Raw genomic sequence first — 18,501 nt, 5'->3', positions numbered from 1 at the left:
GGCAAGCGGATCACGGTGTTCGCCAGATGGTTGCCGCAACCGTGTGCCGGGGCAAAACTTGGTGCATGACGAAAACAGTGGCCGACCCCGTTCCCAGCGAACCCCTCTCCACGGGGCGTGCGGTGCGCGCCACCGTTCCCCGCTCGTCGCTCGGCGGATTCCGTCCCGCCCCCGATCGCGATCCCATCGCGATCCTGGAGCGGCAGGCCGAGACCCGGCTTCCCGACCTGGTCCCGATTCGCTATGCCCGAATGGCCGCAGGGCAGTTCCCGTTCCTGCGCGGCGCTCCCGCGATCATGGCGGCCGACCTCGCCACGATCCCGCACACCGGGTTGACCGTGCAGTTGTGCGGTGACGCGCACCTGTCGAATTTCGGCATCTTCGCCTCAGCGGAACGGTCACTGGTCTTCGATCTCAACGATTTCGACGAAACCCTGTCCGGCCCCTTCGAATGGGACGTCAAAAGGCTGGTGGCGAGTGTGGTCGTGGCGGCCAGGGAGAAGGGCTTCACCGACGAGGAGGCCACCGCCGCGGCTCGGACCGCGGCCACGGCCTACCGGGAATGTATGCGGCGCCTGGCCGGCATGGACTCCCTCGACGTCTGGTACGAGCGGGTCGACGAGGACACGGTGGCGAATATGGTGAGCCGACCCAAGTTTCGCGAGGGTGTGGACCGGGCCTTCGATGCGGCCCGCAAACGCACCAGCCTCGGCGCGCTGAGCAAACTCACCTACACCGACGAGCAGGGAGCGCTGCGCATCCGCCATCGGCCGCCGCTGCTGACACCGGTCGACTACGTCGACGCTCGGACCGTCGAAGAGGTGTTCACCGCCTACCGGCGGTCATTGCCGGAGGAGCGGCGGGTGCTGGCCGATCGCTACCGCATCGTCGACTACGCGCACAAGGTGGTCGGCGTGGGCAGCGTCGGCACCCGCTGCTATGTGATCCTGACCGTCGACCGTGACACCGGCGGCCCGCTGTTCCTGCAGATGAAGGAGGCCGAAAAGTCGGTCCTCGAACCATATCTCGCACCGAGCCGCTTCCAGCACCAAGGCCACCGCGTCGTGCACGGCCAGCGTCTGCTGCAGACCTCCAGCGACATCTTCCTCGGCTGGGTCTCCGGCCCGAACGACCGCAACTACTACTTCCGGCAGTTGCGCGATATGAAGGGCGGCGCCGACATCACGCAGATGTCGAAGACCGCCCTGCGCGACTACGCCGGAATCTGCGGCCACACCCTCGCGCGGGCACACGCCCGTTCCGGCGACCGCATCGCCATCGCCGACTACCTCGGCGGGGGAGAGGCCTTCGAGAAGGCCATGACGCAGTTCGCCCTGACCTACGCCGATCAAACCGCCGCTGATCATCGAGAACTGTTGCGCGCCATCGACTCCGGACGAGTGCAGGCAGCGACCGATGCGTACTGATCGTCCACCGCGCCCGGGTTGGTGAGTAGCCCCACCAACCCGGGCTGCCCCTAGTTCATGGTGCCTTGCATGGGGATGTAGATCTCGGCGGCTTCGACGAAACCGGAGCCGGTGAGTTCGGCCAGGGCGAGGGCTTCATCGATTTTTCGGAGTGCGCCCTGCACGTAGGGCCGGTCGTCCCACTGGTCGCCGACCGCCGTGAGCGGTTCGATATTGCGCGCGAGCCACCGGCGCAGGGCGCGGACATCGTCCGGAGCGGTGTATCCGCCGATGGTGTAGTTCCCGCCGATCATCGACTCGGATTCCCAACGCAGCGTGGGCAATTCGGTGGGTAGACAGCCGAGCAACGGCGCATTGTCGTCGATCGGGGGATAGGCGTCGACGGCGGCTCGTCCCGCCAGTTCGGTGGGCCACACCTTGCCCCGCTCGATCCAGCCGGGAAGCAGGGCGGCGAGGAATTCGACCAGCGCGAAGTGCACATTGCCGGTCAGTGCGTCGGCGGCGGGGATCTCGTCGCCGTCGGCGTTGGGGATGGTCGAGCGGCCCTCGCGGACGGCCAGTGCGGCGGCGCGGAGCAGATCGAGTTTCCAGCGGAAGCCCTCCGCGAGGTGCGCGTCGGCGGGCAGCGTGCCGTTCATATCGGGTTCGACGTGTTTCACCAGGCCGGGGTCGAGGAGCGCGATCTGTTCGCGGGCCAGATCGTCGACCTCGTCGACGGACGAATTACAGTAGCGCACAACGGTTTCGGCAACCGTTGCCGGATCCTGTGCCGTGACGAAGAACGGCCGCCCCCAGATGTAGAGAAACGTATCGAAATCGCGGTCGCCTGCGACCTTGCTGGTGCCCAGCCCCCAGGCATTCGCCCGGAACCGCACCTTCGCCTGCCGTACCGCATCGGCCACCAGATCATCGATCTCCACATCCTGCCCGGCGAGGTACGGGGTGATCCGTTCCTCCACCACGCGCATGTCGATCGGATGAAAGCTGATGTCGTAACCCATATTTCCGCCCCGTGTAGTCGTGCCGGTACGCGCCGACTCTAGCGACCCGCACCGACACTCTTCGGCCCGCGCGCTCCGAGGGATACCGCCTACTCGCTCGTAACCGCCGCGGCGGCCTAGGGTGCTCGGGACAACGGTGTCGGCGAAGAAACAACGCTCTCGGAAAGGGACCTTTCGCTGTGCCGAATACACTGACCGCCGATCTGCCCGCCCCGGCCGTCGCGGGGCCGCGGGCGGAGGTGATCCACCGCTTCCTGGTCAAACCGGCCGACGCCGGCATCGTCGGCACCGTGGACGGCGGCAAGCTACTGGAATGGATCGACAAGGTCGCCTACGCCGGCGCCGCGCAGTGGAGCGGCCACTACTGCGTCACCGCCTACGTCGGCAATATCCACCTCGACCGCCCCATCGAGGTCGGCGAACTGGTCGAACTGCACGCCAACCTGGTCCACACCGGCCGCACCAGCATGCACATCCTGGTCACCGTCTACTCGACCGACCCGACCCGCGTGAAGCCGGTCCAGAGCGCCCAATGCCTGACCATCTTCGTCGCCGTCGACGGCGACCGCCGCACCGTCGAAGTGCCGCAATGGAATCCGGCCACCGCCCTGGAATTGCGGCGGCACCGCCAGGCGAAGGTCAGAATCGCCGTCCGCAAGGAAATCGAAGCCGCGATGGCCGCCCAGCGCTACACCGCGGAGGGGACGGCGCCCAGCGCGACCCTGCGCTTCCTCGCCGCTCCCTCCGACATCAACTGGGGCGGCAAGGTCCACGGCGGCCGCACCATGCAGTGGATCGATGAAGCGGCCTACGTCTGCGGCGCGAAGTGGGCCGGCCAGCACGTCCTGACCTCGTACTTCGGCGGCATCCGCTTCTACCGGCCGATCGTCATCGGCCACGCCGTGGAGGCGACGGCCCGGCTGATCCACACCGGACCCCGCAGCATGCACATCAGCGTGCACGTCACCTCCACAGACCCGCATTCCGGCGAACCGGAACTGGCGGCCCACGGCCTGGCCGTGGTCGTCGCCTTGGACCCGGACGCCAAAGCGCGCTCGATCCGCCAGTGGATCCCGGCCTCCGACGAGGACATCGCTCTGGACGCCCACGCCCGTCACCTGATCGGATTACGCTCGCTGGTAGAGGATTTCACGCCCGCGGATGCTGTTCCGGAAGACGCCGAGCCGAACCACTTCCGAATCACGGCGAACCAGTCCTGAGCCGGGAACGCCGATGCGTGTTGCCGTCGCACATCGGTGAACTTTTCGTGCAAGCCTCAGCGAAAATGGCGGAAAACTCGCAATAGTTCAGGTTTGCACGATTAGTGCGGGGCCGCCGGTTCACAATGGGCGCCAACGGAACTCGTCCCCGTCGCGGAACGCCCCGAACGATTCCGCGAGTTCCCCGGTGGCGCTGCACATCACCTGAGTCCGGTTCTCGATGTCGAGGGCATGGCGCAGACTCGGCGCATCCACCGTCTGCCACATCGTCTCCTTGGTCATCCACACCGCGAGCGGGGAATGGGCGGCGATCTCCTCCGCCTTGGCGATCGCCCGGTTCAGCAGCTCGTCCTCGTCGACGACCTCGAGGACGAGCCCGATCCGCGCGGCCTCGTCGGCGTCGAAAACCCTTCCGGTGAGCAGCAATTCGGCCGATCGGGACGCGCCCACCAATCGCGGCAGGTGATAGCTGGTACCCATATCGCAGGCCGAGATCCCGTGCCGGATGAAGACCGCCCCGAAGCGGGCGCTAGGACTCGCATACCGGATATCGCAGGCCAGCGCGAGCGCGAACCCACCACCGACCGCGACCCCGTTCACCGCCGCGATCACCGGCTGCCGCAGCCGATGGATCTTCTCGAACGCCGAGGCCATCAACTCCTGGCTCGCATAGATCCGCGCGACCGGCGACTGCACCGCGCCCAGCAGCGCCGCGGTCGGACTCGCATCGGTGGCCGTGAAATCCTCGGGCTTCGACTTCAGATCGGCACCGGAGGAGAACCCCGCTCCCGCACCGGTGATGACCAGCGCCCGCGCCTCCGGCTTCCCGTTCACCTCGTCGAGCACCCGGTGCAATTCGGCGACGGTCTGATTGTCCAGCGCATTGCGCCGGTGCGGCCGGTCGATGGTCAACACCACCACACCCGAAGGCCGATATTCGATATTCAGCGCGGACATGCCTGCCTCCTTCGATCAGCGCGGAACGGTGCCACCGTCGATGACGAACGTCTGCCCGGTGATGAAACTGCCTGCGTCCGAACACAACAGCAGCGCGGGCCCGACCAGCTCGTCCGGCTGACCGAGCCGCCGCAGCAACGGTGCCGCAGCCATCGCGTCCACCACTTCCCGCGGATTGTTGCGCACCATATCGGTATCCACCGCACCCGGAGCGATGGCATTCACCCGAATCCCGTCGCCGGCGAATTCGGCCGCCATCGAGCGAGTGAACGACAACAACGCCGCCTTCCCCGCCGAATACATCGCCAGCCCGCCCGAGAACCCGAACGCCCCGATCGACGCGAAGTTCAACACCGCCGCATGCTTGCTCGCCCGCAGATACGGCAACGCCGCCTGCACCAGAAACAACGGCCCCTGCACATTCACCGCGAACGACTTGTCCACCGCCGCCTTCTGCATCACCTCCAACGGCTGCGCCAGCGCATTGGCGGCGTTGTTGATCACGATGTCGACCCCGCCGAACGTCTCCACCGTCGTCGCGACCAACCCCTGCAACTGGTCGATCTCACCGAGATGAGTGGGCACCCCGATCGCCTCGGCCCCGAGGTCCCGTAGCCGCTCGGTGGCCTTCTCGCAGGCCTCCGGCTTCCGGCTTGCCACAACCACATTCGCGCCGGCGCAGGCCATCCCCTCGGCCAGCGCCAGCCCGATACCCCGGGTACCGCCGGTGACGATCGCGGTGCGCCCGCTGAGGTCGAAGAGTTTCTGGAATGAGCTGCGGTCCACTGAGCCGGCCTCTCTGCTGGGTGTCGCTCTGCCGAGCAGAACTGACGACGGTCGCAGTCAGTTCTATCAGGCGAGCCGCGCCGCGTGGTCCGAACGACGAGGGCTCGCCGCACGACCATGTGCTGACCGTGTGCGGCCCTGCGAGGGGCGCACGGCTTCACCACTAGCCGAGACGGAGTTGTCGGTGGGTTCGGCAATACTGCTCATGGGGTTGAGGCGGGAGGATTCGACATGGATTTCGTGATTTCGCTCGTGCTCTCGGCGATAGCATCGAGCAGCTCGAAAGATGTTGTGGCACAACAGGCCACGGACGCCTACGGTCATCTGAAGCGGCTGATCGCCGAGAGATACCCGGACGTCGATGTTTCGGTGCTGGAGCGGAAGCCGGATTCCGAAGCCAAGAAGGCGTCGCTGGCCGAAGATCTCGACGACGCCGGTGCGGCCGGCGATCGTGCGTTGGCGTCAGCGGCCGTGAGCGCTCTGCGTACGGTGCACCGGCCGGAGGCGGCGCCCACGAAACTTCCGACCACAGCGCTCGCGGAGGAGGAGCCGACCCGATCCGCCTCCGCCGCTGCTCTGTTCGGCGGTGCCGTCGCGGCTGAAGACGCAGGGCGTATACAGGAGGCTGAAGCCCTGTACCGCCGCGCCGCCGACAACGAACACCCTGGCGCGATGAACAACCTCGGGCTGCTTCTGGAAGATATGGGTCGGTCGTCCGAAGCCGAGGAGTGGTTTCGCCGGGCCGCCGACCTCGGGAACGCCAATGCCATGTCGAACCTGGGGGCGAGGTCGCGTGATGCTGGACAGGTGGCGGATGCCGAGAGGTGGTTTCGCCGCGCCGCCGACCTTGGCCACGCGAGGGCAATGAACAACCTTGCCGTACTTCTCGAGACGACGGAACGCTCGGAATGTGCCGACGAGTGGTTCCGCAAGGCAGCCGACGCCGGGCACACCGGTGCGATGAATGCTCTGGGAGTTCGCTTGGAGGCGCGGGGACAGGTCGAGGAAGGCGAGGCCTGGTACCGCCGAGCCGCCGACACCGGCGAGCCCAACGCGATGTTCAACCTGGGGTTGCTCCTGGAGGACGCCGGCAAGGTCGAGCCCGCCGAGCTGTGGATCCGCCGCGCTGCCGACGCCGGCCATGCCACTGCCATGTTCAACCTGGGCGTGCTCGCGGATGACTCGGGCCGGACGCACGAGGCAGAAGCCTGGTGGCGCATGGCCGCCGACGCCGGGCACCCCAAGGCGATGTTCAACCTGGCGATCACGTTGGAGGAGGCGGGCAGGTCGGAGGACGCCGAAACCTGGTATCAGCGGGCCGGCGAAGCCGGACATCCCAAGGCGATGTTCAACCTGGCCTGCACATTGCAGCAGGCGGGTAGGCAACGAGAGGCCGAGACCTGGTATCGAAAGGCCGCTGATGCCGGGAACATGACCGCGATGTTCAACCTGGGCTCGTTACTCGAAACCTTCGGCGAAGTGGGGGAGGCAGAGTCGTGGTACCGCAAAGCCGCTGAGGCAGGCGAAGCCGTTGCGATGACCAACCTGGGTGCCCTGCTGATGGAGTCGGGCCGGCCCGAGGAGGCTGAGTGGTGGTACCGCAAAGCCGCCGAGGCGGGACGCCCCGTCGCTATGTGCAGCTTGGCGGTAGCGATGGAGAAGACCGGCCGTATGGCGGAAGCCGAAACGTGGTACCGCCGCGCCGCCGACTCAGGTCATCCCGGAGCGATATTTCTCCTCGGCGGCATCCTCGAGCATCGAGGACAAACCGACGAGGCCGAAACATGGTGGCGCAGAGCCGCCGACGCCGGCCACCCCGGCGCGATGTCCGGCCTGGCCTACCTACTCGCGTTGGCCGGTCGTGTCGACGCGGCCGAAACTTGGAGGCGCAGAGCCGCCGCCGCGGGCGACCCCGGCCCGACTCTCGTCCGGTGACGAGCCCCGTTCCGATCGGCCTCACCTGATCAGAACAGCAGCCCAGAGCGGCCACCCGCTGGTCTACGGTGGATACCGGCCATTCCACTCGTCACCCGGGAGGTGTCTTGCGCTCCACCCGCATACTGCCGATCCTGCTCGTCCTCGTCGCCGCGGCCCTCCTGCTGCCCACACGCGCAAGCGCCGACGCCGCCATCGACGACACCACCTCCCACCGCATCGATGAACTGGTCGCACTGCGCGCGGCCGCCGTCGGAGCGAGCAAAGGCGAACTACTCGACCTACTGTCCCAGCAATTCCTGGGCACCCCCTACGCCGCGAACACCCTCATCGGGTCGGCAACTCAACCCGAACAACTCGTCGCCGACTTCCGTCAGGTGGACTGCTTCACCTTCCTCGACTACGTAGAAGCCCTGAGCCGAACCACCGACCGAAACCGCTTCGAAGCCAACCTGATCGACACCCGCTACGCCGCCGCCCACGTCGACTACACCCACCGCAAACACTTCTTCACCGACTGGGCACAAGTCGCCGACACCGCCGCCACCGACATCACCGCAAGCTTGTCGCCCGCCGCAATCACCGTCCCCAAACACCTCAACGCAAAGGACGACGGCAGCGTCTACCTCCCCGGCATCCCAATGGTCGACCGCGACATCACCTACATCCCCAGTTCCGCGGTAGACCAAGGTGTCGTCAACGGCCTACGAACCGGCGACTACATCGGCGCCTACGCCGACGAGCCCGGCCTGGACGTCACCCACGTCGGAATCCTCATCAGCACACCGAGCGGCCCAGTCTTCCGAAATGCGTCCTCGCTTGCGGCCAACAACAAGGTGGTGGACACGCCGCTGGCCGAATACCTGCAAACCGTTCCGGGCATCGTGGTGCTGCGTCCGCTGTCTTGAGCCACCATTGGTGCGTATCGCCGTAGCGCACGGGGTGGTACGGACTTCTGGCTTACGTGGATGCCGCCGAGGGTTCAGCCCCGGCGGATTCAACTGCCCACTCTGCGCGGGCCAGCACTTCATCGAAGGTCAGTACCTCGGGTTGGACCAGTTCTCTTCTGAAGAGTTCGAATGAACGAAACTTTTCTCGGTGATAACCGCCATTCTCTCCCTTGAGGCTGTCGAGGTTCCCGATGATCAGGTAGCTGCGCGGGCGTAGGAGGTAGGTGAATTCGCCTGGAATGTCGCTTCCGTCAGAAGCGGTGTCCTGTAATCGCTCTCTGATCTGGTCAACGGCCAGGTGGACCGTGCCTTGGGCCTGCACAACTCCGCCGGACAATTCGGTGGATGGTGCCCAACACCCCGGCCTGTGCGCCTGTGGCGTCGGTTTCAAAAGACTCTCTTTATGTGTCTTGATTTCAGCGAAGACCATGGACCTGATGCGGCCCGAGGTGCGAAGGAGAGCGTCGGCTCGTTTACCAACCGACGCGATGGAGCGGCCTGCAACTGTTTGCTCAAGCCGCTCTTCATCCCAGGAGGTGAGTAGCTGCCCTGTCAGTGAAACACCGAAGATCCAGGGGTTTTGCTCGAAAAATCTCTGCCAGACAGCCTCGTTGCCGGCATTTTCAATCTCCGCCTTCTCGGATTCGAAGTAGGCTTCGTCGTCGAGTAGTTTGCGGAAGCGATCGATCTGCTGACGGCGGTGGGCTAATGCGATGACATCACCAGCTGCAGCATCGTTGCTGACTAGCTCGCGAAAGAGGTTGGGGTGTCGTTGGTACGCCTTAGCGAGCCTGCTGGGGTCTACCGTCAACTCGGACTTCGAGAACGAGATATCCCATCGCGGCTCGATCCCCAAAGCCTCGTCACCGAAGGCGGCGCGCATGAGCTGGATGAGTTGCTTTGATATCTCCGTGTCTATTTGCATCGATTGGCTGCTAGTACGGGCCGTTTGACGATTCTCGGACCCGAATGTCGTCAGGTGCAGTAGCTTTGTACCATCGTGATCGTCGATCACCTGGTGTTCGCAATCGACTCCATCTTCAAGGCGATGCGGCTTGATTCTCTGCGTATTCGGCTTCAACGCCGTGATGCGCGCCATCTTAGCTATTCTGAAACGTCGACGCCATGCCGTCAACTTGCAGCGAGATTCGCAATACGTTGCGGAGCAACGGGTTTGAAGTTGACACCGGGGCGCTTCGAATGGAATGTGCTGGTAGTGAGGACTTTTGAAGTGTCAGCAGGGTCGAGCATCTCACTTCCGGCTGCTCGCCAATCGATCGACGACTGGGAGTAATTGTTGTACTCGTACATTGTCTTCCTAGGCGCTCGGACGAGTTCAGGACTTTCGTGCTGTCGTGGCGAGTCGGGCGACGAGCAGGGCATATGTGATAAGGAATTCGGTACCGGACCTTGCTGTCGTGACAAGAACGTCGAGTGGTTCCGCACATGCAGTCGAGCGATCGAACGGGCGCATACGCACTGCAGTTCTGGAGCAGGTCGAGAGGAGGAAAGGCGAGTCAGGATTCTAATATGGACGAGAACGGAACTCGTCCCAGTGCAGTCCTAACCACTTCTTCTGCTTGCTGTCCAATTCGACAGCAAACTCCCCGCAGTGAAGCTCCGAGTAGATCGGAAACCGGCGAAGCTCGAAGCTCACATCGATGCGGCACTCTCGGTCCACCGCAATCAATCCACGATCGAAAAGGGTGTGCAGGTCTCGGCGAAGAAGAAGGCCACCGTGGGGGTGATGGTGGCCGATGTCTGCGTAGCTGTACAGGTGGCAGGCGTCCAACGCCGGTTCGGGTAGTGGCCCGGAGAACGCGCAAACGGAGCCGAATCTGCGTAACAGTTCGGCGCGAAAGCCTGTTTGACCGAGACGCACTCGGACGGGCCGGATCGTGTGGCCCCCGCGCAGTTGCGTCGCAGTGGCTTCCAGTGGCACCAGGGGATTGCCGAAGTCGGACGACAGTCGCACTGCCGTGAGAAAATGGGACCACTGCAGTTCGCGAAAGCTATTCTGTGACTTCGGTTTCACGCAGAGCGCGCGCAGTTCGTCTGCGCGCAGCGACCCTGGGAGAGGAACCCAGCTCTGGCCATGGTTGGAACGGAATGTCTCGACCTCGACCGTTTCGAGCACAGGGTTGTCGAAGGTGTCTTTGCAGTCGTAGCAGCGATAGGCAGGAGTCAGTGTGGTGCGACGCTCCAGATTCGTTTTTCCGCAAGTTCTACAACGCGAGATAACTTTGGTGCCGCGACCGCGCTCGATGGATTCGATTACCGAAATTCCGAGCAACTCCGACTCGTCCCACAATGCGATGATGTCGCCGACATTGACGCGCTGGTGATTGGGAACGCGGTTGTCCCAGCTGTAGTGGTTGGCCGCATCGTCGTCGTAGCGGGTGTCGACGCCAAGACGCCGATAGTCCTGCTTCAACAGCGCAAGCCACGCTCGCCGGTCGGCTTGCTCGTCTAGTTCGGACAAACTCCCAGTACCTCTGGCTGCAACCGAAGCGTCTCATGTTTGAAACGCGCTCAATTCGTACTGGTCAATTGTACATTGACGCTCCCGCCGCAGGACGACGAACCGCCGTGCAGGGTGTCGTTGTGGCAGTGTCAGATCTGTCGTATGAGCACATCGAACTTTGGGGCATCGGGCCAAGTCGGGCGGAGAGTGCCGACGCGGGACCAGCCCCACCTCATATACCTGCGGTAAGCGCGGTCGTTGTCCGGTCGGACCAGCAGGGTCGCACGTTGTTCAGGTCTGGCGCTGAGCAATTCGTCGTGTAGTGCGCGTGCGATGCCTCGACCCGTGAACTTCTTGCGCACCATGATCTCGCTGAGGGCGAAGGTGCGGTTGCCGTTCTCTGCGGTGAAGGTGACCAAGTCGCCTGCGTCGAGCTCTAACCCCGACCACCATCGCGTGTCTGGTTTGAGTGGCCAGCCCCATGCTTGTCCTACCGGCTCGTCGCCGATGCGGGCTATGACCAAATCGAAGCCCTGGCCGCGGGTCGGGTCGGTATAGGTGTCGAAACGGTTCAGAAAGGCATCTGGCGCTTCGAAACCTTCGCCGGATTCGATGGCGTCGGTGTACGAGTCTCGGAAGATCTGTTCGACTTGGCCTCGGGCACCTCGTGCTTCGGCGGCCGTGTAATGCTGAAATGTTAGCCCGTCGATCGAGGGTGGGTCGACGCTCATGAGACACCTAGCGCTTGTCGCTGGAGGTTGTCGTAGCGGCGGGCGAATTCGTCATCCGGGATGTTGTCCGCGATCGCACGGACGGGGGCCAGCAGTCGGAGGGTGCGTGTGGAGGATACGGCGCTCTCCAATTCGGCCAGAACGGAAAGAGCTTCAGCCACAGCGCTGTTGATGTCACCTGTTTTGCCGAGTGTTGCGGCCAGGCCCGCGCGGTAGTTGGCACGGTTGCGGGTTCCGGCCTCGTTCGTGTCGTCGTCGGCGACCAGTAGGGCCAGTGCTTTCCCGGGCTGGCCGAGGTCGCCCAGTCCGCGGGCTTCTTGTGAGCGAATCTCGCTCGCGTTCACGAATCGCAGCCATCGCGGGCATTCGGACAGCGGTTCGTAGGAGATGGCGGCGTCAAGTTCGCGCCACGCTGTCGCGACTGCGCGGTCGAATGCCATCCTGTCGTGCAGGATTGCGTAGGAGAGGGCTTCTCGGATCGCGAGCACGGCGTGAATTCGCCCGGGTGGTCGGCCATGAGTGAGTTGACGTGCGCGCTCCAGATGTCCGAGCGCGCGGTGCGGGTTGCTTTCCCCGGTTCGGCTGAGGGCGAGCGATTGATGTGCGGCGTTCAGGCATACGTGGATTGTCAGATCGTCGTCACCGGCCTGATTGGCCAGTGCGAACGCGTCGGCGTAGCACTGTCGGGCGAGCGGGTGGATGTCGGCGTCGTATGCCATCCAACCGGTGATCGTGGCCAATTCGCCGGCGGCGCTCATGAACAGGGATGCGGCTCGATCGGAAAAGGCGCCGGTTTCCAGCAGTTGCTTCGCGATCGCGAGATCTCGGAGCCCGGTCATCACAAGTCCGGCACCGCCGATAGCTTGCTCGCGCCGAGCGAGTTCAGTTACGCGTTCGGCCAACTGGCGAGCGTCGCTTACTCCGACCGTGCGGGAAATGCGTGGGGTGTCGGCAGCTGCCGTAAGGGCGGCGGCACCCATGAACATTCCGAACTCGCGCCGCTTCACCTCGTCCTCGATTCCGTAGGTGTTCAGCTCATCGTGCTCACCCAGGTTATCGGTTGTTCGGGGCGGAGTCCTCGGGTCGCGAGCAACGGGACGCGCAACCTTATCGGTAGCAACAGAAGCGAACCGGTCACGCTGTTCGTCGGTCAGTCGGGATAGCTCCACATCCAAGGTCGCGGCCGAATCGCCGCGCACCGGGCGCTCATGAGTTGCTCTCTCCCACTTGCGGATGGTCGGAGGTTGAAAACCGAGCCGTTCAGCGAACTGCTCTTGCGTAAGTCGAAGTGCGACCGTGCGAAGTGCACGTACCTCCGCGCCGGTCCATGTGCTGACGATCATCCTTGCCCCCGATCGACACCCTCAACGGCCAGTAGCGGAAGCGTATTACCTCGGTGCGGTTCCATGCCTTCGATTTGCGTCGTTTCTCCGTGAAGCTCGAATCGGCCCCGCCGCCGGGTCGATGTCCGGATATCTGTGACGCCATCCACGCCCGGCGGTGATCCTCGGCGGCGGGTGCTTACCAACGAAAACCGAAGGAGCTGAATGTATCTCATTGTGACGACCGGGAGGTTGATATGACGCTGCCTACCGCTTATGTTTCCTCGGCTGAGCTGCCGAAGGGGCCGCCTCGGGCGCTCGGTTATATCGACCGGACGTTGCCAGGGTGGCCGGCGAATGAGCAGCGGGTGCTCGCGCATGCGGTGAAGTTGGGGTACTCGTTGGTGCGAATCGTGTTTCGGACGGCGGGGGATATCGATGATCCGATCATGCGGCTGCTCGATCGGATCGGTGGGTACAACGTTGCGGCGGTTGTGGTTCCGAGTGTGGAGCATCTCGGTGAGCGGCTTCGAATCGTCTGCGCGGCATGCGATGTGGAGGCGGTTGAGCCGGAGGTTACCTACGCGCGGGCGCGGCCGACGATTTCTTCGGAGTCGGCCTCGGCTTCGCGTGATTCGCTGCCCGAGGTGGGCGATTGAGATGTCGGGGTTGATCGCTTCGGTGGTGACGGTTGTCGGTGTGGCGGCGTTGGCGGTTGCCGGGGTTTCCTGTGCTTGGCCGGATGTCGGGGGCGATCGGAAGTTCGGTGAAGGCGCTTGTCCCACTGTGAAAGCCGTTGTGCGTCCTGACATCCTGTGGTTCTCGTTGACCCACGCTGCTCGGTCGCCGGTGCCGACGGTGGGGGAGGCGCACGAGGATATGCAGCTGCACTTGGAATGTGATCCCGCCCTGTGCGCTGCGAAGGCAGTGGCGATGAGGACTCTGGTGGCCGCCGGGCGGGTGCGGCCGGACCGATCCCGGCGGCTGTGAGCGTCAGCGCCCTGATTCGCGCACGGCGGACTGCCCGGCCGGTGGTCGGGTGTCAGGCCGCGCTGGTGTCGGGTGGTCGCGAGCGCGAGTGCAACCAACGCTGGTGTTGCTCGCGTTCACGTTGTCGGCGTTCGTGTTCGTCGCGCAGGTGGATGCGAGTGAGTATCGCGGCCAGGAGCTCGTCGGGGTGGTGGGGGTGGTGAAACACGGCCGGACCTGAACCATAGTGCTCGGTAATGCCGAGCACGGTTACACCGCAGCCGTGGAAGTGAACGTTCAGCGTGTAATTGGTTATTGCATCATCTGGATGTGTGGGTGCTCATGTGACACCGGGCAGATCCGGATGATCTGGTCGTTGACGTCGGAGACGCAGATCTGGGTCGGCGTGCTCGGCCCGCCCTTGGCGGCTTGGTCCTCGTACGGAATCCAGTGGTGGATGTCGGATCGCCACTCGCGGCTGGCGATCGTCAGTAGCGGCTCGGTCGGGGTGCCGCAGGTGGGGCAAGGATTCGGATAGGGATCTTGCATGCCCCATCTGACAAAGCCGCCGATCTTCCATCCGGGTGCGATACACAAGAAGTTGTAAGGGTGATCGTCGCCTTCGAGACCGCCGAACTCGACGCCGGGAATCTGGGCCATGGTCCACTGGTCCACTCGTTGCCGAAGCTCCCCCTCGAGCTCCCCTGAGTTCGGGTATTCGATCACTTGTTCCGGATGGATCATGCACGGTTCGGGCACCAGGTCTTCCTCGTACTCCGCGGGTTCCGGAGGATCCCTCAGAACGTCGGTGATCGCCGCTGCCGACCGCCAGAACAGTGCGGTCTTGGGCATACCATCGTCGTCGTGCTCGAAGGGGCACCACAACACTTGCAGCAGGTCCGCCCCCTCGGGCGGAGACAAACCGGGCACGTCACGGACGTACAACTGCGCGACCGGCACCATCGCAATCGAACCGTCGGACTCCGGTTCCGAATCGTGGTCCTCAGCGCGGCAGTACGGCCATGGCTCGTTCGCCGGCCACAACGGTGGCCCCCCGATCGAACTGTCATGCGCCGATGGTGTTCCCGGACGGGGGTGCAACCGAGTCGCGGTGCGGGCCAGTGGCGCCAGCTCAGGAAAGACGGCCACGAGATCGACCGGACGTGGCGGCGTAGTGCGAGTCATACAACAACCTCTGGAGGAACGCGGAGACGTTCGATTTCGATGATGGATGGGACCGGCGCGGTCTCGTCCCGAGGCTAGGGGTCCGGGCCTCGATCAACTTCCCATCATTGGGTATCCGCCAGTGCATGGCCTCGGGGGCATGACATCTCGACATGAACTGACATGCCGCTTACAGATCGGGGTCAGCCTGCGAAACCGATTCTGAACGGGTGACCGAAAGAGATTGTGGCGCAGTGCAATTCGCCAAGTCGAGGCGGACAAGCTTGAGTGCCCGGCGAGTATCGAGCGTACTGCGGCGCACGTGGCGAGCCGCTCGGCGAACCCGAGGCCGGTCCTCAAGCGAGTTGCATCATCAGCACCACCCCCAAGACGAACATCGTCGCCGCCACGAAGACATCGAGCACTCGCCACGCCGCGGGCAGCGACAGGACCGGCGCGAGCAGCCGCGCCCCGTATCCCAGCCCGGCGAACCACACTCCGCTCGCGACCATCGCGCCGACTCCGAAGGCCCAGCGCAGCGATCCGTGTCCGGCGGCGACCGAGCCGAGCAGCAGCACGGTGTCGAGGTAGACGTGCGGGTTGAGCCAGGTCAGTGCCAGACAGACCAGGATCTCGGTGCGGATGGACGCGGTGGCGTCGCCGGTGGTCGCGAGGGCGGTGGTGGCGGGGCGCAGTGCGCGGCGGGCAGCGGCGGCGCCGCAGGCGATCAGAAAGCAGCCGCCGGCGAGTCCGACGACGGTCAGGGCGGCGGGATAGGCGCTGACCAGCGCGCCGAGACCACCGACACCGCACATGATCAGAATGGCGTCGGAGGCGATGCAGATGGCGACCACCGCCGCGACGGCTTGCCTGCGTGCGCCTTGGCGCAGGACGAAGGCGTTCTGCGCGCCGATGGCGACGATCAGGGATAGGCCGGCACCGAATCCGGCCAGGGCCGCCGAGAAGATACCGCTGTTCACGCCGCCGACGGTATGGGCGTTGACAGAATCAGTACAGCTAAAGTTCCTTAACTATCATTAGTAACCGTGATGTCCGAGCTTCCGGTTGATCAGGTCCGCACGCTGCTCGCGGTCGTGGACGAAGGCACATTCGACGCCGCCGCGGCCGCGATGCATCTGACGCCCTCGGCGGTGAGTCAACGCATCAAGGCGCTCGAACAACGCACCGGCCGCGTCCTGCTGATGCGCACGAAACCCGTCCGGCCCACCGAATCCGGCCGGGCGGTGGTGCGTTTCGCGCGGCAACTGGCCGCATTGCAGGAGGCGGCGCAACGAGAGCTGGGGATCGCCGGAGACTCCGAGTCCACCACGCTGTCCATCGCGGTCAACGCCGATTCGCTGGCGACCTGGTTTCTGCCCGCGCTGTCACGGGTGCCGCAGGATCCGCCGCTCTGTTTCGACCTGCATCGCGAGGACGAATCCCACACCGCCACCCTGCTCCGGGAGGGCACGGTGATGGCGGCGGTGACGTCGCTGGCCGAGCCGGTGACCGGATGTACCGCACGGCTGCTGGGCCTGGCGCGGTACCTGCCGGTCGCGAGTCCGGAATTCGTCGAGCGTCATTTCGCGGCCGGACCTCTGGAACAGTCGCTTCCCGACGCTCCGGTCATCGTTTTCGATCGCCGGGACGAATTGCAGGATCACTACGTTCGCACCGTCACCTCGGGCAGGGCGGGTGCGAGCCGGCTCCGCCATTACGTGCCCACCTCGGAAGGGTTCCGCGACACCATCGTCGCCGGGCTCGGGTGGGGGCTGGTGCCCGAACCGCACGCCGACCCACTGCTGCGGACGGGCGCGTTGCGGAATTTCGCGCCGGAGCAGTGGGTCGATGTGCCGCTCTACTGGCAGCAGTGGAAGTTGGATGTACCGGCCCTCGCGCTCGTCGCGCAGACGATCGGTGTTGCGGCGGCCGACTATCTCCGGTCGATGTAGACCCGTCCTGGGTGTGCCGCTGGTTTCGTCAGTCGATCAACTGTGGTGCCACCGCCCTGGAACTGCCGGGAACCGCTCGCGGCGATGCGGAGGTGAGCAGCGCGATTCCCGCCGCGAGCAACCAGATGATCGTGAGTCCGGAAACCGTTGCGGTAGTGCCCCATCCGTTCGCCGCGTAGAAGTTCGCCGGAGTGTTCCCGAAGAACATCGACGGTGCGAACGCCACATTCACCACCGTCAGGACCGCGGCCGAGCGCCCCGCCCACGCGGGCAGAATCCGCGTGCGCAGGATCGTGACGGCGGCCGTGGTCATGAACAGGGCGGTCAGGAGCCGGGTGACCGTTCCGTACAGCACATAGGTGCCGGACACGGTGACAGTGGGATCGATCGGCTCGGGCGCCTGGATCGTCGCGCCGATCTCGAGGCCCATGGAGACGAAAGCGACCGTAACCCACATCAAACCGGCGGTCGAGGCCAGCGAACCGAGCCATTCGTAGCGTCGGTCCGCGGCCTTCACCAGGTGACCGAAGGCCGACATGAACACCACCGCCCCGATGAGCCCGACGAGTCCGATCAGGCCGCGGGTCAGGATGTTCCAGTCCGGGGGCGGTCCTTCGTAGACGAAGTAGAGCGGCAGTTCGACGAGCATGAGCGCGGCGCCGCAGACCGCGGCGATACCCGCGGTGCGGCGGAGGGTTTCGGTGTGCACGGATCGTCCTTCCGATCGTCGGCAATAGTAAGTATATGCCTTATACTATATCGACCATACTAAACTCCCGAAGGATGAATTGTCGACGACGGGATGCGCGCTGATGACCGATCGGGAGGTGCCCGACCATCTGGCCCGGCTGTGGCGGCTGCCGGTGGATGCCAAACTGGGCCGTCCGGCCGCACTCGATGTCGATCGGGTGGTCGCGACGGCGGTCGAGCTGGCCGACCGGGACGGTCTCGCCGCCGCCACACTGCCGAAAATTGCTGCCGCGCTGGGCGTTACGCCGATGTCGCTCTACCGTCACATCGGATCGAAGGACGAACTCCTCGGGCTGATGTCCGATGCCGGAATGTGTGCCCCACCCGAATTGCCCAGCGGTTCATGGCGTTCGATGCTGCGCGCCTGGGCACTCGCGCAACTCGATGTGCATCGCGCCCGCCCCTGGCTGACCCAGCTGCCGATCACCGGGCCGCCGAGCGGACCGAACACCGTGGCCTGGATGGACGCGGGGCTGCGCGCAGTGCGTGAAACCCCTCTGGACTGGCCGGCGAAGGTCGGGGCCATCATGGTGGTCAGCGGGTACGTCCGCGAGGCGTTCGTCACCGCCCGCCAACTCGAACACGCCATGGCGGCAGCCGATCTCGACCCCGCCGGCGCCCTGCACGACTACAGCCGTCATCTGCGTGCGCTGGTGGATCCAGAGCGGCTGCCGGATATGGCCGCACTGCTGGCCTCGGGACTGTTCGACGCCATCGAGCCCGCCGAGGCAGATCCCGACTCGGACTTCGCCTTCGGCCTGGACCTGATCCTCGACGGTGTGGCGGCGACGATCGCCGCAAACGGCCGGTGACGACAAACGGCCCGGCGCCGTGGACTTGGGTTCTAGGAGTCGTTGCAACACCCCAGTTCAA

Annotated in this window: 18 protein-coding genes; 8 read left to right on the top strand and 10 right to left on the bottom strand. The window is 64.8% G+C overall.

All coding sequences use genetic code 11. From position 1 onward, the window contains the following. Window positions 1-65 precede the first annotated feature (65 nt). Complete coding sequence (locus AC5592_RS32895; RefSeq protein ID WP_063066430.1) at window positions 66-1,427, top strand: DUF2252 domain-containing protein; 1,362 nt, start codon at window positions 66-68, stop codon at window positions 1,425-1,427. A 50-nt stretch (window positions 1,428-1,477) separates the two neighbouring features. On the opposite strand, the gene AC5592_RS32890 is transcribed toward AC5592_RS32895, so the two are convergent. Beyond that, on the bottom strand, window positions 1,478-2,428 hold the full coding sequence (locus AC5592_RS32890; RefSeq protein WP_036503874.1) for a hypothetical protein: 951 nt from the start codon (window positions 2,426-2,428) through the stop codon (window positions 1,478-1,480). 179 nt (window positions 2,429-2,607) lie between these two features. On the opposite strand from AC5592_RS32890, the gene AC5592_RS32885 reads away from it, so the two are divergent. Beyond that, on the top strand, window positions 2,608-3,648 hold the full coding sequence (locus tag AC5592_RS32885; protein WP_063920440.1) for an acyl-CoA thioesterase: 1,041 nt from the start codon (window positions 2,608-2,610) through the stop codon (window positions 3,646-3,648). A 120-nt stretch (window positions 3,649-3,768) separates the two neighbouring features. On the opposite strand, the gene AC5592_RS32880 is transcribed toward AC5592_RS32885, so the two are convergent. Together AC5592_RS32880 and AC5592_RS32875 are read right to left on the bottom strand one after the other, a co-directional pair. Next, window positions 3,769-4,605 carry an enoyl-CoA hydratase/isomerase family protein gene (locus AC5592_RS32880; protein WP_063066429.1) on the bottom strand — a complete coding sequence of 279 codons (837 nt, stop codon included), beginning with the start codon at window positions 4,603-4,605 and terminating at the stop codon, window positions 3,769-3,771. 15 nt (window positions 4,606-4,620) lie between these two features. Then, window positions 4,621-5,391: an SDR family NAD(P)-dependent oxidoreductase gene (locus AC5592_RS32875; protein WP_036503872.1), complete on the bottom strand. Its 771-nt coding sequence runs from the start codon at window positions 5,389-5,391 to the stop codon at window positions 4,621-4,623. A 231-nt stretch (window positions 5,392-5,622) separates the two neighbouring features. Between AC5592_RS32875 and AC5592_RS32870 the strand changes: the two genes are divergently transcribed. Together AC5592_RS32870 and AC5592_RS32865 are read left to right on the top strand one after the other, a co-directional pair. Then, window positions 5,623-7,326 (top strand): tetratricopeptide repeat protein, encoded by a 1,704-nt coding sequence (locus AC5592_RS32870; protein ID WP_063066428.1) that lies wholly within the window; start codon window positions 5,623-5,625, stop codon window positions 7,324-7,326. 107 nt (window positions 7,327-7,433) lie between these two features. Continuing rightward, window positions 7,434-8,234, top strand: coding sequence for a DUF1460 domain-containing protein (locus tag AC5592_RS32865; protein WP_198163999.1), 801 nt, complete (start codon window positions 7,434-7,436; stop codon window positions 8,232-8,234). Window positions 8,235-8,286: 52 nt separating this feature from the next. On the opposite strand, the gene AC5592_RS32860 is transcribed toward AC5592_RS32865, so the two are convergent. The 4 genes from AC5592_RS32860 to AC5592_RS32845 all read right to left on the bottom strand — a co-directional run bounded on the left by AC5592_RS32860 (window position 8,287) and on the right by AC5592_RS32845 (window position 12,814). Next, entirely contained in the window at window positions 8,287-9,375 is a 1,089-nt protein-coding gene (locus tag AC5592_RS32860) for a Shedu immune nuclease family protein (protein ID WP_063066427.1), read from the bottom strand. Between the two features lie 426 nt (window positions 9,376-9,801). Further along, complete coding sequence (locus AC5592_RS32855; RefSeq protein WP_084507558.1) at window positions 9,802-10,758, bottom strand: HNH endonuclease signature motif containing protein; 957 nt, start codon at window positions 10,756-10,758, stop codon at window positions 9,802-9,804. A 131-nt stretch (window positions 10,759-10,889) separates the two neighbouring features. Continuing rightward, entirely contained in the window at window positions 10,890-11,471 is a 582-nt protein-coding gene (locus tag AC5592_RS32850; protein WP_063066425.1) for a GNAT family N-acetyltransferase, read from the bottom strand. Beyond that, window positions 11,468-12,814, bottom strand: coding sequence for a helix-turn-helix domain-containing protein (locus AC5592_RS32845; protein ID WP_157122386.1), 1,347 nt, complete (start codon window positions 12,812-12,814; stop codon window positions 11,468-11,470). The genes AC5592_RS32850 and AC5592_RS32845 overlap by 4 nt, the downstream gene beginning before the upstream one ends. A gap of 236 nt (window positions 12,815-13,050) precedes the next feature. On the opposite strand from AC5592_RS32845, the gene AC5592_RS32840 reads away from it, so the two are divergent. Together AC5592_RS32840 and AC5592_RS32835 are read left to right on the top strand one after the other, a co-directional pair. Further along, entirely contained in the window at window positions 13,051-13,452 is a 402-nt protein-coding gene (locus AC5592_RS32840; RefSeq protein WP_036503863.1) for a hypothetical protein, read from the top strand. Window positions 13,453-13,871: 419 nt separating this feature from the next. Then, window positions 13,872-14,003 carry a hypothetical protein gene (locus AC5592_RS32835; RefSeq protein ID WP_269750232.1) on the top strand — a complete coding sequence of 44 codons (132 nt, stop codon included), beginning with the start codon at window positions 13,872-13,874 and terminating at the stop codon, window positions 14,001-14,003. 71 nt (window positions 14,004-14,074) lie between these two features. Here AC5592_RS32835 and AC5592_RS32830 read toward each other — a convergent pair whose 3' ends face one another. Next, complete coding sequence (locus AC5592_RS32830) at window positions 14,075-14,725, bottom strand: hypothetical protein (RefSeq protein WP_198163998.1); 651 nt, start codon at window positions 14,723-14,725, stop codon at window positions 14,075-14,077. Between the two features lie 557 nt (window positions 14,726-15,282). Then, window positions 15,283-15,906: a LysE/ArgO family amino acid transporter gene (locus tag AC5592_RS32825; protein WP_063066421.1), complete on the bottom strand. Its 624-nt coding sequence runs from the start codon at window positions 15,904-15,906 to the stop codon at window positions 15,283-15,285. Window positions 15,907-15,975: 69 nt separating this feature from the next. On the opposite strand from AC5592_RS32825, the gene AC5592_RS32820 reads away from it, so the two are divergent. Then, entirely contained in the window at window positions 15,976-16,878 is a 903-nt protein-coding gene (locus AC5592_RS32820; protein ID WP_036503857.1) for a LysR family transcriptional regulator ArgP, read from the top strand. Between the two features lie 28 nt (window positions 16,879-16,906). On the opposite strand, the gene AC5592_RS32815 is transcribed toward AC5592_RS32820, so the two are convergent. Further along, entirely contained in the window at window positions 16,907-17,587 is a 681-nt protein-coding gene (locus AC5592_RS32815) for a hypothetical protein (RefSeq protein ID WP_198163997.1), read from the bottom strand. A 103-nt stretch (window positions 17,588-17,690) separates the two neighbouring features. Here AC5592_RS32815 and AC5592_RS32810 point away from each other — a divergent pair, with 103 nt between their 5' ends. After that, window positions 17,691-18,440 carry a TetR/AcrR family transcriptional regulator gene (locus AC5592_RS32810; protein WP_063066420.1) on the top strand — a complete coding sequence of 250 codons (750 nt, stop codon included), beginning with the start codon at window positions 17,691-17,693 and terminating at the stop codon, window positions 18,438-18,440. The last annotated feature ends 61 nt before the right edge of the window (window positions 18,441-18,501 follow it).

Origin of the sequence: Nocardia violaceofusca NBRC 14427 (assembly GCF_963869435.1) — a bacterium.
In the GTDB taxonomy this organism is placed as follows: Bacteria; Actinomycetota; Actinomycetes; order Mycobacteriales; family Mycobacteriaceae; genus Nocardia; species Nocardia aobensis.
This window is presented reverse-complemented; position numbering and strand designations above follow the sequence as displayed.

Bases quoted from the DNA above. Each gene is read 5' to 3' on its own strand.
- AC5592_RS32895 (WP_063066430.1), top strand. From the start codon at position 66: ATGACGAAAACAGTGGCCGACCCCGTTCCCAGCGAACCCCTCTCCACG.
- AC5592_RS32890 (WP_036503874.1), bottom strand. From the start codon at position 2,428: ATGGGTTACGACATCAGCTTTCATCCGATCGACATGCGCGTGGTGGAG.
- AC5592_RS32880 (WP_063066429.1), bottom strand. From the start codon at position 4,605: ATGTCCGCGCTGAATATCGAATATCGGCCTTCGGGTGTGGTGGTGTTG.
- AC5592_RS32870 (WP_063066428.1), top strand. From the start codon at position 5,623: ATGGATTTCGTGATTTCGCTCGTGCTCTCGGCGATAGCATCGAGCAGC.
- AC5592_RS32860 (WP_063066427.1), bottom strand. From the start codon at position 9,375: ATGGCGCGCATCACGGCGTTGAAGCCGAATACGCAGAGAATCAAGCCG.
- AC5592_RS32850 (WP_063066425.1), bottom strand. From the start codon at position 11,471: ATGAGCGTCGACCCACCCTCGATCGACGGGCTAACATTTCAGCATTAC.
- AC5592_RS32845 (WP_157122386.1), bottom strand. From the start codon at position 12,814: ATGATCGTCAGCACATGGACCGGCGCGGAGGTACGTGCACTTCGCACG.
- AC5592_RS32840 (WP_036503863.1), top strand. From the start codon at position 13,051: ATGACGCTGCCTACCGCTTATGTTTCCTCGGCTGAGCTGCCGAAGGGG.
- AC5592_RS32830 (WP_198163998.1), bottom strand. From the start codon at position 14,725: ATGGTGCCGGTCGCGCAGTTGTACGTCCGTGACGTGCCCGGTTTGTCT.
- AC5592_RS32820 (WP_036503857.1), top strand. From the start codon at position 15,976: ATGTCCGAGCTTCCGGTTGATCAGGTCCGCACGCTGCTCGCGGTCGTG.
- AC5592_RS32810 (WP_063066420.1), top strand. From the start codon at position 17,691: ATGACCGATCGGGAGGTGCCCGACCATCTGGCCCGGCTGTGGCGGCTG.